This is a genomic window from Streptomyces sp. URMC 123 (assembly GCF_051386515.1).
In the GTDB taxonomy this organism is placed as follows: domain Bacteria; phylum Actinomycetota; class Actinomycetes; order Streptomycetales; family Streptomycetaceae; genus Streptomyces.
Genome location: NZ_JBPQTV010000174.1, coordinates 1 through 13048, shown reverse-complemented (window position 1 = coordinate 13048; position 13048 = coordinate 1). Strand labels below are relative to the sequence as shown.

The 13048-nt window shown below is 75.7% G+C and carries 9 protein-coding genes and 1 pseudogene; 4 read left to right on the top strand and 6 right to left on the bottom strand.

Translation table 11 applies throughout. The features are described 5' to 3' along the window. From ACSNOD_RS19845 to ACSNOD_RS19835, 3 genes are all read right to left on the bottom strand, one after another. Positions 1-1533, bottom strand: a 1533-nt coding sequence (locus tag ACSNOD_RS19845) for an L-aspartate oxidase (RefSeq protein ID WP_436768325.1), incomplete at its 3' end; no start/stop codon positions are given. Then, complete coding sequence (gene panC, locus ACSNOD_RS19840) at positions 1530-2528, bottom strand: pantoate--beta-alanine ligase (protein ID WP_436768324.1); 999 nt, start codon at positions 2526-2528, stop codon at positions 1530-1532. The genes ACSNOD_RS19845 and panC, both read right to left, overlap by 4 nt. Before the next feature lie 5 nt (positions 2529-2533). Beyond that, positions 2534-3442: a Rossmann-like and DUF2520 domain-containing protein gene (locus tag ACSNOD_RS19835; protein WP_436768323.1), complete on the bottom strand. Its 909-nt coding sequence runs from the start codon at positions 3440-3442 to the stop codon at positions 2534-2536. A gap of 215 nt (positions 3443-3657) precedes the next feature. Between ACSNOD_RS19835 and ACSNOD_RS19830 the strand changes: the two genes are divergently transcribed. Together ACSNOD_RS19830 and ACSNOD_RS19825 are read left to right on the top strand one after the other, a co-directional pair. Then, on the top strand, positions 3658-4974 hold the full coding sequence (locus ACSNOD_RS19830) for a threonine aldolase family protein (protein WP_436768322.1): 1317 nt from the start codon (positions 3658-3660) through the stop codon (positions 4972-4974). A gap of 329 nt (positions 4975-5303) precedes the next feature. Then, positions 5304-6386 carry a DUF5937 family protein gene (locus ACSNOD_RS19825; protein ID WP_436768321.1) on the top strand — a complete coding sequence of 361 codons (1083 nt, stop codon included), beginning with the start codon at positions 5304-5306 and terminating at the stop codon, positions 6384-6386. A gap of 1525 nt (positions 6387-7911) precedes the next feature. Here ACSNOD_RS19825 and ACSNOD_RS19820 read toward each other — a convergent pair. Continuing rightward, positions 7912-8586 (bottom strand): response regulator, encoded by a 675-nt coding sequence (locus ACSNOD_RS19820; RefSeq protein ID WP_436768320.1) that lies wholly within the window; start codon positions 8584-8586, stop codon positions 7912-7914. A gap of 197 nt (positions 8587-8783) precedes the next feature. Then, on the bottom strand, positions 8784-9986 hold the full coding sequence (locus ACSNOD_RS19815) for a sensor histidine kinase (RefSeq protein WP_436768319.1): 1203 nt from the start codon (positions 9984-9986) through the stop codon (positions 8784-8786). Between the two features lie 121 nt (positions 9987-10107). On the opposite strand from ACSNOD_RS19815, the gene ACSNOD_RS19810 reads away from it, so the two are divergent. Both ACSNOD_RS19810 and ACSNOD_RS19805 read left to right on the top strand, forming a co-directional pair. After that, positions 10108-11178, top strand: a complete 1071-nt coding sequence (locus tag ACSNOD_RS19810; protein ID WP_436768318.1) for an SAM-dependent methyltransferase — start codon at positions 10108-10110, stop codon at positions 11176-11178. A 90-nt stretch (positions 11179-11268) separates the two neighbouring features. Beyond that, positions 11269-12411, top strand: coding sequence for an NADH-quinone oxidoreductase subunit D (locus tag ACSNOD_RS19805; RefSeq protein WP_436768317.1), 1143 nt, complete (start codon positions 11269-11271; stop codon positions 12409-12411). A gap of 84 nt (positions 12412-12495) precedes the next feature. Here the strand turns inward: ACSNOD_RS19805 and ACSNOD_RS19800 are convergent. Further along, a pseudogene (locus ACSNOD_RS19800) lies at positions 12496-13048 on the bottom strand (hypothetical protein); the annotation flags it as partial.

Genomic DNA, 13048 nt, shown 5'->3' with positions numbered 1-13048 from the left:
GGGGGCCTCCGGGGCGGCGTCCGGCTCCGCGGTGCCCGTGCGGGGCTCCGGGGCGGCCGTGGGGGCCTTCTCGGCGCCCGTGGGGGCCTTTCCGGGGGCCCCGGCGGCGGATACGGCGTCGGGCCGGACATCGGATACGGCTCCGGGTGCGGCTCCTGGTACGGCGTCGGGCCCGGCCATGGCCGCCGTGATGGACTCGGCGATGCGCTCCGCGAAGACCAGGCCCTCCAGCAGCGAGTTGGAGGCCAGCCGGTTCGCGCCGTGCACGCCCGTACAGGCCACCTCGCCGCACGCGTAGAGGCCGGGCACGGTCGTCCGGCCCCACAGGTCCGCGCGGACGCCCCCGGACGCGTAGTGGGCGGCGGGCGCCACCGGAATGGGCTCGGTGACCGGGTCGATGCCGTGCGCCCGGCAGGCGGCCAATATCGTCGGGAAGCGGTTCTCCCACATCTCGGCGCCGAAGTGACGGGCGTCGAGGAACATGTGGTCCGCGCCCCGCTCCCGCATCCGCCGCATGATGCCCTTGGCGACGATGTCGCGCGGCGCCAGCTCGGCGAGCTCGTGCTGTCCCACCATGAAGCGCACGCCGTCGGCGTCGACCAGATACGCGCCCTCGCCCCGTACTGCTTCCGAGACGAGCGGCTGCTGCCCCTCCGCCTCCGGACCGAGCCACAGAACGGTGGGGTGGAACTGGACGAACTCCAGGTCGGAGACCTCGGCCCCTGCGCGCAGCGCCAGCGCCACGCCGTCGCCGGTGGAGACGGCGGGGTTGGTCGTGGCGGAGAACACCTGGCCCATGCCGCCGGTCGCCAGGACGACGGCCCGGGCCCGTACGGCGCCCACGCCGTCGCGCCGGCCCTCGCCCATCACATGCAGGCTGACGCCCGCCGCGCGGCCGTCGCCGTCCGTGAGCAGGTCCAGGACCAGGGCGTTCTCGACGGTCTCGATGCCCGCGTCCCGTACGGCCTCGACCAGGGCGCGGGAGATCTCCGCACCGGTCGCGTCACCGCCGGCGTGCGCGATCCGGCGCCGGTGGTGGCCGCCCTCGCGGGTCAGCTCGATCTCGCCGGTCTCCGCGGAGGTGTCGAACCGGGCCCCGGTGTCGATCAGGCGGCGTACGGCGGCCGGACCCTCGGTCACCAGGGTGCGGACCGCCCGGGCGTCGCACAGCCCGGCGCCCGCGACGAGCGTGTCCTCCAGATGCTGCTCGGGGGTGTCGCCCTCGCCCAGGGCCGCGGCGATGCCGCCCTGTGCCCAGCGGGTGGAGCCGTCGTCCAGCCGGGCCTTGGTGACGACCACGGTCCTGAGCCCGGCGGCCGCGCAGCGCAGCGCGGCGGTCAGCCCGGCCACGCCGGAGCCGACCACGACGACCTCGGCGTCGATGGCCCAGCCGGGGGCGGGGGCGTGCAGCCGTATGCCGGGGGCGGTAACCCGCGGTCGTATGCCGGGGGCGCTTCCGGGAGCACCGCTCACGGCAGTACTGCTGGAGGTGCCGTCGGCCGGGGTGCCGCTGCTCGCGGCGGGGCCGGTCATCGGCCCGCTCCCCGAGGTCCGAAGGCGAGACGGACGTTGTCGATCAGACGGGTGGTGCCCACCTTGGCCGCGACCGCCAGCACGGCCTCGCCCTGGTGCTCCTCCGGCACCTCGGTGAAGTCCGCGGGGTCGACCAGCGCCAGATAGTCGACGCGCACCGGTGGGTCGAGCAGGGCGGCGTCCTCCAGGACGGCCGAGGCCGCCGCGCGCACCGCGCCCGGCCCCCGCTCCAGCGCGGCCTCGCCCGCGAACAGGGCGCGCGAGAGCGCGCGGGCGGAGGCGCGCTCGGCCTCCGACAGGTAGCGGTTGCGGCTCGACAGCGCCACGTGGTCCGCCTCCCGGACCGTCGGCACGCCGACGATCGTCACCTCCTGGTCGAGCCCGAGGTCGAGCACCATGCGCCGGATCAGCGCGAGTTGCTGGGCGTCCTTCTCGCCGAAGAGCGCCACGTCGGCGCGGGTGAGCCGCAGCAGCCGGTGGACGACGGTGAGCATGCCGTCGAAGTGGCCGGGGCGGGACGCGCCCTCCCAGCGCTCGCCCATGGGCCCGGCGGCGATCCGCACCTGCGGCGCGCCGTGGGGGTAGACGGCCTCCACGGTGGGGGCGAAGACGACGTCGGCGCCGGAGTCGCGGCAGACGTCGACGTCCGCCTCCAGCGTGCGCGGATAGCGGTCGTAGTCCTCGTTCGGGCCGAACTGCAGGGGGTTGACGAAGACGGTGACGACGACCATGCCGTGCTCGCCGGCGCGCCGGCGGGCCTCGCGGATGAGGGTGGCGTGGCCCTCGTGCAGCGCGCCCATGGTCATCACCACGACCGTGCCGGTGCTGTCGGAGAAGTAGTCCTTCTCCACGTCCTCCAGCTCGCGGCGGGTGCGCGCCAGGTGGACGCGGTGCTCGCGGGACACGGCGCGGCCGGTCGGGCCGCCCGCCGTGCTCCCAGCCGCGGGGGTGTCCGTGGTGCCGGGGGTGCCGGTGGTGTCCATGGTGTCCGTCATCGGGGTCAGCGTCCTCCGTCCGAGAGGACGTCCAGGAGGTCCTCCGCCAGTTCGGGCTTGAGCAGTCCGTGCGCCAGCGCCCGGTCCGCGGTGGTCCTGGCCATCGCCAGGTACCCGGCGACGGCCTGGGGGGCGTGCCGGCGCAGTTCGGCGACATGCGCCGCGACCGTGCCGGCGTCGCCGCGGGCGACCGGGCCGGTGAGGGCCGCGTCGCCGGAGCGCAGCGCGTTGTCGAGGGCCGCGCCCAGCAGCGGGCCCAGCATCCGGTCCGGGGCGTCGACGCCCGCCTGCCGCAGCAGCTCCATGGACTGGGCGACCAGGGTCACGAGGTGGTTCGCGCCGAGGGCCAGGGCCGCGTGGTAGAGCGGGCGGGCGGCCTCCTCGATCCACTCCGGCTCGCCGCCCATCTCGATGACCAGGGCCTCCGCGGCCAGCCGCAGCTCCTCGGGCGCGGTGACGCCGAAGGAGCAGCCGGCCAGCCGCTGCACGTCGACGGCCGTGCCCGTGAAGGTCATGGCGGGGTGCAGGGCGAGCGGCAGGGCGCCGGCGCGGCGGGCGGGCTCCAGTACGGCGGTGCCGTACCGGCCGGAGGTGTGCGCCAGCAGCTGGCCGGGGCGTACGGCGCCGGTCTCGGCGAGGCCCTCGACCAGTCCCGGCAGCGCGTCGTCGGGCACGGTCAGCAGGACGAGGTCGGCCCGGGCCAGGACGTCGGCCGGGGAGACGATCGGCACCTCGGGCAGGAGGGCGGCGGCCCGCCGTACGGAGGCGTCGGAGACCCCGGACGCGGCGACCGGGCGGTGCCCGGCCAGGCGCAGGGACGCGGCCAGCGCGGGGCCCACGCGGCCCGCGCCGACGACGCCGACGGTGAGCCGGGCGGGGCGGTCCTTGGGCTCCGGAATGTGGGGTGCGTTCACGCGGCGGCGGCCTTTCCGTTCCAGTCCTCTGGGGTACCGGACGTATCCCGGCCATGCTACGCGAGTGTTTCCGGGGGCCCCAGCGGTCTCCTCGACGCCCGCTGCGGCCCGGCGGGAGCTCTGCTCGGGCGGCGGCCGGGGAGGCTCCCCACGGGGCGCACAGCGGCTTCGGCGAACGGGGCGCCGGCGGCGGCGATGTCCGCCATGATCGGCGGATGGACCGAAGGGATGGGAGAAGCGTGGTGGACCGGACGTCGGCGGGCGCGGATTCCGGTGAGCCGGCGGAACGGGCGGCTCCGCGGGAGCGGCGGGCCCGCGCCTGGCACGCGGCCCGGCGAGTCCTCACGGCGGGCGCCATGGGCGCGACGCTGCGGGAGCGTCTGACCGTGCTGTCGGAGGGCGCCGAGGCGGCGCACGACCTGGACGACTGGACCGATCTGTACGGCGACGGCGTGGTCGCCGTACTGGAGCGGCGGGTCGCGGAACTGCTGGGCACGGAGGCGGCGGCGTTCTTCCCCACCGGCACGATGGCGCAGCAGGTGGCCCTGCGCTGCTGGGCGGCGCGCACCGGGAACGCCACCGTGGCGATCCACCCCCTCGCCCACCCCGAGGTGCACGAGCGGGGCGCCCTGAGCCAACTCGCCGGGCTCCGTACGGTGCACCCCACGACCGAGCCCCGGCTGCCCACGGCGGCCGAGGTGCGCGACCTGGAGGAGCCGTTCGGCACGCTGATGCTGGAGCTGCCCCTGCGCGAGGCCGGGTTCGTCCTGCCGACGTGGCAGGAGCTGACCGAGGTGGTCGACGCGGCCAGGGAACGGGACGCGGTCGTGCACTTCGACGGCGCCCGGCTGTGGGAGTGCGCCCCGCACTTCGGCCGCGCGCTGCCGGAGATCGCCGACCTGGCGGACAGCGTCTACGTGTCGTTCTACAAGTCCCTGGGCGGGTTGTCGGGCGCGGCCCTGGCCGGCCCGCGGTCCCTCGTGGAGGAGGCGACGGCCTGGCGGCACCGCTACGGCGGTCTGCTCTTCCAGCAGTGGCCGGCCGCGCTCTCCGCGCTCTCGGGGCTGGACCGGGAGCTGCCGCGCCTGCCGGCGTACGTGGCCCACGCGAAGGTGGTGGCCGAGGCGCTGCGGCAGTCCTTCACCGCCGCCCGGCCGGGTTGGTTCCGGCTGCACCCCGCCGTCCCGCACACCCACCAGTTCCAGGTGTGGCTGCCGTACCCCGCGACAGTTCTGAACGAGGCCACGCTGCGGCAGGCGGAGGAGACCGGAACGGTCCTCTTCCGTCACTGGCGCGAGGCGGTCCCGCCCGGCGTGGCGATGACGGAGGTGACGGTGGCGTCCTCCGCGCTGGAGTGGACGCCGGCGGACGTGGCGGACGCGGTCACGGCGTTCCTGTCGCTGGTCGAACGGGTGGAGCGGGAGGGCGCCGGGGAGGGCGCCGGGGACGCGGAGGCCGCCGCGGATACGGAGGTCTCCGGGGACCCGGGGGTCACGGGTGAGTCGGGGGCCGCGGCCGGCAGCGGGGGCTGAGCCCGGCGGGGCCGCAGGAGGGCGGTCAGCGCCGAGGCCAGGGCGGCCCGGCGGGCCCGGGAGCGCTCCCGCCGCGCGGCGGCCCTCTCGTCGACGACGGCGAGGAACGCCTGGTACGTACGGAGCTCCTGGATCGCCTTGAGGTCGCCCGTGCCCGGCAGGGGCGGCGGCGCCTCGCCCAGGCTGGCGGCGCGGTACAGGTCGAGTGCGTGCTGCTGTGCGGCGTTCATGCCCTCAACCCTGCGCCCACCGCGCCGTCCGGGCACGTCGATTGGCGATCACCGTCAATCGAACGCGGGCCGCGGGCCGCCGCCCGGCAGGATGGCCCCGTGAGCGTATCGATCGACATCACCGGACTGCCTCCGGAGCGCGTCGTGTTCAGCCCGTCCCCGCTCGGGGAGCTCGGCATGATGCTGCATGTGATGGCCGCCCCCGGGCACCACCCGGAGCTGCGCGGTTGGGCCACCGCGACCTCCGCGGGGCTGCCGCCGGACCTCGCCGACCGGCTCCACGAGGCGGAGTTCCTGTGGACCTCCTCCATCTCCGACATCCTCCTGCCGGCGGAGCCCGGGGTCACGCTCGCCGAGGAACTCGCCGCGCTCGACAGGATCGACGACGAGGCGTTCGTCGCCGCCGCCTTCGAGATCTCCTGCTCGCCCGCCTATGGGCGGCCCACGCCCTCGCCCCTGGTCGACGCCGGGGAGCGGGCCCGGGTGATCGAACTGGCCGCCGCCCGCGGCCCGCGCCAGCGGGACTTCGTCGAGCGGATGCTCGACGACCCGCGCGCGCTGCGGGCCTGGCTCCGCAGGCTGCTGGAGGACTGCGACCGGGCGTTCTTCGCGCAGTCCTGGGAGCAGGTACGGGGGCAGCTCGCCGCGGACGCCCGGCACAAGGCGGACCTGCTGCGCCACAAGGGCCTGGCGGCCGCGCTGACCGCCGTCTCGCCGGCGCTGTCCCTGGCCGACGGCGGCACGCGCCTCGTCGTCGACAAGCTCGCCAGCGGCCGTACGACGGCGGTCGACACGGGGCTGACGTTCGTGCCGACCGTCTTCGGCCGGCCGCACATGTTCGTGCTCCACGCGCCCGGGTGGCGGCCGGTGATCCACTACCCGGTGGCGGCGGCAGGACTGCCGCCGTTCATGGCGTTCGACGTCGTACGGCGGCGGCTGGAGGCCGTGGCGCACCCGCTGCGCATGCGGATGTGCCGGACGCTGGCCCGGGGCCCGCACACCACGCGGGAACTGGCCGAGGCGAACGGTGTGACGGCCCCCGAGATATCCCGCCAGCTCGCCGTACTGAAGAAGGCGGGCCTCCTCACGACCCGCCGCCGCGGCAAATACGTCCTCCACGAGCTCGACCTGACGGTCGTGGCCCGCCTGGGCATGGACTTCGTGGAGGGGCTCATGCGGTGACGCTGCCGCTGTGGCTCCCCCGCCCCGAGCGCGCCTCCGGCGCGAGGTGACCCACGCGAACGCGTCTCCGCCTCCGGCGGAAGGGGGTGGCAGCCGGCCCGGTGCCCCAGGCCGCCGACCCCGGCCGGGATGACGCGGCCGCGCCTCCGGCTGGAGGGGCACAGCACGGCCGGACGCCCAGCCGTGACGACGGCCCCCGGCCCGAGAGGGGAGCAGGCACCCGCACGGCGCGTGAGCAAGAGCAACGCGCAGCCGCCGCGACGCCCCGGCGCCTGCGCCGCAAGGCGGTGGCGGGCGGCCCCGTGGCGCGGGGTGCGCTGGCGGAATCTCGCGCCTTCCGCGCCAGGTGGGGAACCCCGCGCGACCGGCGGGACGGCCTTGGCGCCTGCGCCGCAAGGCGGCGACAGGCGGCTCCGCGACGCGGGTCGCCAACCGCGCCCGCGCCTCCGGAAGGAAGCGGGGAACGGGCACCCACGCGGCCACGGGGTGCCCCGAAGTGATCCCGTGCCTTCAGCGCGAGGGGACCGCGCCGGGCAACGCGACGGCCTAGGGGCCTGCGTCGCGAGGCGGTGGCGGGCGGCCCCGTGGCGCGGGTCGCCACCCACGGCCGGGGGAAGCGCACCCCACGGAGACCCGCTCCTCGGGTGCGAGGCGAACCACGAACGCCCCTCCGCCCCTGGCGGGAGGGATGCTGCGCGGCCGCCGCGAGGGCCTGCCGCCTTCGGCGCAGAGCCACGGGTGACGGCCCGCGCGTCCAGCGCGAGGGGGCGCCGTTGAACGCCCTGACGGAACCTTGCTCCTTCCGCGCGAGGCGCGCGCGGTCGCCACGGCGGCCTTGGCGCCCACGCGCAAGGCGGTGGCGGACCGCTACGGGCCCGGGGCCGCCAACCACGGCCGAGGTAGCGCGGACACCCGACGGAGACCCGCGCCCCCGGCCCGAGAGGGGAGCAGGCACCCGCACGGCGCGGGAGCAAGAGCAACGCGCAGCCGCCGCGACACCCCGGCGCCTACCGCCGCAAGGCGGTGGGTGACAGCCCCGAGGCGCGGGGTGCGCTGACGGAATCTCGCGCCTTCCGCACAGGAGGAAGAGCAACGCGCAGCCGCCGCGGCGTCCCGGCGCCCACGCCGCGAGGCGATGGCCGGCGGCCCCGCGGCGCGGAACGCGACCGCGAACGAGGACAGGCCACGGCGCGCGGGCCTTGGCCGAGGCCTGTGCCTCCGGCTCGGCGGGCGCGAGAAGTGGGGCCTCGCGCGGCCGACGCAGTGGCCTGGCGCTGGCGCGCACGAACGCGCGTGGGCGCCCCGCCCGCGCCCGGAGGGGCCGGTGACCGTCAGCCGGGCCCGGCCTTGGCCGCAGGGCTCACGCCTCCGGCGCGGGTCCGTGCCCCGGGGGCCCGACCGGACAGGTCCGAGTGCGGTGGCGCGTCACCCGAGGCGCGGTCTTGGGCAGGGCTCGCGCCCCCGCGAGAGGCTCGCGCCCGCGGCGTCCCCACAGCCGAGAGGCCAATCGCCCCGCGGGGCGGGCTCAGCGGTTGCCGCCCGCGCGGACCAGGCCCGTTTCGTAGGCCAGAACCACCGCTTGGACGCGGTCACGGAGGCCCAGCTTCGTCAGGATGCGGCCCACGTGGGTCTTGACCGTGGCCTCCGAGAGGACCAGGCGGCCGGCGATCTCGCTGTTCGAGAGGCCCTGGGCGACCAGCAGCATGACCTCGCGCTCGCGCTCGGTGAGGCGGTCCAGCTCGGTGTGCTTGGGCTCGCCGCCCGCGCTCGGGAGCATCGGGCTGAAACGGTCCAGCAGACGCCGGGTCGTGCTCGGGGCGACCACCGCGTCGCCACTGTGCACGGCGCGGATCGCGGCGAGCAGCTCACTCGGCGGCACATCCTTGAGCATGAAGCCGCTGGCGCCCACCTTCAGCGCCGAGAACGCGTACTCGTCGAGGTCGAACGTGGTGAGGATGAGCACCCGCGGCGCGCCCTCGCCGCGCTCGCAGATCCTGCGGGTCGCCTCCACCCCGTCCAGGCGGGGCATGCGGACGTCCATGAGGACGACATCGACCCGGGTGGCCCTGAGCACCTCCAGGGCCTCGAGGCCGTCGCCGGCCTCCGCGACGACCTCCATGTCCGGCTGCGCCTGGAGCACCATCCGGAATCCGGTGCGCAGAAGCATCTGGTCGTCGACGAGCATGACTCGGATCGACATGCGCGGTGTTCCCTTTCGTCGGTGTGCCGGTCGCCGTTGGGCGCCCGGAGGGCCGTACGCCGCCGCTGTGGAGGATCGTACGGGGACCCGATCCCCTCGGCCGGGCCGAAGGCAGGTCGAAAACGGGTGGAGCGGGTCAGGCGAGCAGGCGGGTCGAGCGGACGGGGCGAGCAGGTGGCGGCCGACACCCCCCGCGCTCAGCGCCCCGGCCGCAGAGGCAGCAGCGCGCTGATCCGGAAGCCACCGCCGGGCCGCGGCCCGGCGTCGAGCGTGCCGCCGACCATCCCCACCCGCTCCCGCATGCCGATGAGCCCGTGGCCGAGCCCGTCCGCGCCGCCCGTCTCGTACAGCTCCTGCTGCGCGCCGCGCCCGTCGTCCTCGACGAGCAGCCCGAGGCCGTCGTCGAAGTAGACCAGCCGGACGCTGGCGCCCGCGTCGGGGCCGCCGTGCTTGCGCGTGTTGGTGAGCGCCTCCTGCACGATGCGGTACGCGGTCAGCTCCACCCCGCTGGGCAGCGGCCGCGGCGTGCCCTCGATCTTGAAGTCGACGGGGAGGCCCGCGCCCCGCACCTCCTCGATGAGGTCGTCGATCTGGTCGACGTCGGGCTGCGGCACGTACTCGCCGGGCTCGTCCGTGCCCGGTTCCCCGGTGCGCAGCACGCCCAGCAGCCGCCGCATCTCGGCCAGGGCCTGCCGCCCCGTGCCCGAGATCGTCTCCAGGGCCTGCTTGGCCTGCTCGGGCGCGCTGTCGAGCACGTACGCCGCGCCGTCCGCCTGGACGACCATCACCGACACGTTGTGGGCGACCACGTCGTGCAGTTCGCGGGCGATGCGGGCGCGCTCGGCCGCGACGGCCATCTTGGACTGCGCCGCGCGCTCCTTCTCCAGCCGCGCGGCCCGCTCCTCCAGCTCCGCGTAGTACGCCCGGCGGGTGCGCAGGGAGTCGCCCAGCACCCAGGCGAGCACGAAGGGGATCGTCAGGAAGACGGTGACGACGATGCCCTGCCAGATGGTCCAGTGGTCGTTGGGCCAGCGCAGTACGGCGATCGCCGGCGCGCACACGCCGCCGGCGAGGGCGAACCGGGAGGACCAGCGGGCGCCGTTGGCGGCCGCCGTGTAGATCGCCACGAGCATCGCGAAGTCGCCGATGTTCCAGCGGATGTCGGCGGCCACCTGCAGCAGTCCTGTGCCGGCCGCGAGCAGCAGCGCCTTCTCGGGCATCCGCCGGCGCAGCGCCACCACCGTACTGAGCGCGATCGCCACCAGTACGGCCAGCGCCCCGGACGAACCGACGTCGACTTCCGAGAGGAGCCACAGTCCGCTGAAGCCGAGCAGCACGAGTGCCCAGAAGCTGTCGACACCGGTCGGGTGTCTGCGGAGGAAGTCATAGAGGCGCTGCACGTAACCCAGCGTAGGCACGGTTGTCTGTGCGGGGGTCAACCGGACGATCGATCCATGGGGCCCACACATACTCCGCAGGGTGGACGCCGGACGCGCCCGCCGACGCCCGTACGGTGGTGGCGTGAGTGACACGGGTGAGTGGCTGGGCTGGCGGGACGCGACCGAGGCGGCCCTGTACGGCCCCGACGGCTTCTTTCTGCGCGAGCGCCCGGCCGGCCACTTCCGCACCTCCGTGCACGCCGCCGAGGGCAGTGGCCTCTTCGCCGGAGCGGTGGCCGAGCTGCTGCGGCGGGTCGACGAGGCGCTGGGGCGGCCGGCGGAGCTCGCCCTGGTCGACGTGGGCGCCGGGCGCGGAGAACTGCTGACGGGCGTGGTGCGGGCGCTGGACGCCGCCGAGGGGGCGGACGGCGTACGGGATCGGCTGCGGCCGTACGCCGTCGAGCGCGCCGACCGGCCCGCCGGCCTGGACGAGCGGATCACCTGGCTCGGCGATCTGGCGGCGCCCGGCTCGTTGACGGGGCTCGTGTTCGCCAACGAGTGGCTCGACAACGTACCGGCCGATGTCGTGGCCACCGACGACGAGGGCGTGCCGCGCCGGGTGCTCGTGCGCGCGGCCGACGGCGAGGAGCGGCTGGGCGACGCGGTGACCGGCGGTCCCGACGCGGAGTGGCTGGAGCGGTGGTGGCCGCTGGGCGACGAGCCGGGCCTGCGGGCCGAGATCGGGCTCCCGCGCGACCGGGCGTGGGCACGAGCGGTACGGGCGCTGGACCGCGGCCTGGCGGTCGCCGTCGACTACGCGCACGAGCGGGCGGCCCGCCCGCCCTTCGGCACGCTCACCGGCTTTCGCGGCGGGCGGGAGGTGCGGCCCGTGCCGGACGGCTCCCGCGACATCACCGCGCACGTCGCGCTGGACGCCTGCGGGGCGGCGGGGCGGCCGCCGGGCGCGCCGGAGCCGGTGCTGCTGCCGCAGCGGGAGGCGCTGCGGGCCCTGGGGGTGTCGGGGCGGCGGCCCCCGCTGTCCCTGGCGTCCAGCGACCCCGCGGGCTATGTGCGGGCGCTCTCCGGGGCGGGGGTGGCCGCGGAACTGGTCGACCCGGCGGGCCTGGGCGCGTTCGGCTGGCTCTGCCAGGGGGTCGGCCTCCGCCCGGACGCCCTCTTCCGCGCGCAGGGCCCGGCCCACGAACAGTCCTGAGCGACGACCGCCGGACTTCCGGGGGGCGGGCTCCGGACTTCCGGGGGACGGGGTGGGCAAGATCCGCCCCGGAACTGCGAAACTTGACGCATGACGGAGACGACAGTCGGCATCGGCGGCGCGGCGGAGAGCACCGACATGGTGCTCAACATCGGCCCGCAGCACCCGTCCACCCACGGCGTGCTGCGCCTCCGCCTCGTCCTGGACGGCGAGCGCATCCAGCACGCCGAACCGGTGATCGGCTATATGCACCGCGGCGCGGAGAAGCTCTTCGAGGCCCGCGACTACCGCCAGATCATCATGCTGGCCAACCGCCACGACTGGCTCTCGGCGTTCTCCAACGAGCTCGGCGTGGTGCTGGCGGTCGAGCGGATGCTCGGCATGGAGGTGCCGGAGCGGGCCGTCTGGACGCGCACGCTCCTCGCCGAGCTGAACCGTGTGCTCAACCATCTGATGTTCCTCGGGTCGTACCCCCTCGAACTGGGCGGAATCACCCCGGTCTTCCACGCCTTCCGGGAGCGCGAGGAGCTGCAGGCCGTGCTGGAGGAGGTCTCCGGCGGCCGCATGCACTACATGTTCAACCGGGTGGGCGGCCTCAAGGAGGACCTGCCGGCGGGCTGGCTCGGCCGTGCCCGGCAGGCGGTGGCCGACGTGTCGTCCCGGATGGACGTCTACGACCGCCTGGTGCTCGGGAACGAGATCTTCCGGGGGCGGACCCGGGGCGTCGGCGTCCTGTCGCCGGAGGCGGTGCACGCGTACGGCGTCAGCGGCCCCATCGCCCGCGCCTCCGGGGTGGACTTCGACCTGCGGCGCGACGAGCCGTATCTGGCCTACGCGGAGCTCAAGGACGTCCTGCGGGTGGTCACCCGCCAGGAGGGCGACTGCCTGGCCCGCTTCGAGTGCCTGCTGGACCAGACGCACAACGCGCTGGAGCTGGCGAGCGCCTGTCTGGACCGGCTCGCCGAGCTCCCGCCCGGGCCGATCAACCAGCGGCTGCCGAAGGTGCTCAAGGCGCCGGAGGGGCACACCTACGCGTGGACCGAGAACCCGCTCGGCCTCAACGGGTACTACCTGGTGTCCAAGGGCGACAAGACGCCGTACCGCCTGAAGCTGCGCTCCGCCTCCTACAACAACATCCAGGCGCTGACCGAACTGCTGCCGGGGACGCTGGTGGCCGACATGGTGGCCATCCTCGGCTCCCTGTTCTTCGTCGTGGGCGACATCGACAAGTGAGCCCCGGCCTGAGGCCATGACGAGCGGAGGGCCCCACACGCATTGCTGCGTGTGGGGCCCTCCGCTGTCCGCGCCGCGCGTCCGCTACGAGGTGCGGGCCCGCAGCTCGCTGACGTCGAGCTGCTCGGTCTCGTCGTGCTCGGTGAGGTCGATGACCTCGCCGCCCTTCTCGTCCGCCGCGCCCCGGGCCTCCTCATGCTCGGCGTAGGCCTCCGCGCCGACGACGTCCGCGAGGTCGTCCTCCGCCGCGCCGGCCTTCGCCGAAGCGTCCCTCGCGGGAGCCGCCTTCGCCGGAGCGGCCTTCACCGTGGCGTCCGTGCCCGCGCCGGCCTTCGCCGGACCCGCCTTCACCGCGGCAGCCTTCGCCGCGCCGCTCTGCGTGCCGAAGAAGTCGAAGCCGCCCTCGGCCCGGGACGCGGGCACGGCGGCCGGCGCGACCGGAGCCGCGGTGCCGTACGGCGCGACGGCCGTCGTCGGCGCGCCCTCCGCTGCCCGGCTCTCCGGGCCCGTGGGCGTCGCGGCCGTGCGCTGCCGCTCCGCGTTGCGGGACAGCCGGGCGAGGGCGGCACCTGCCGCGGCGAAGGAGCCGGCCGTGAGCCCGGCCGCCGCGGCGTCGCCCGTGCCGCCGGAGCGGACC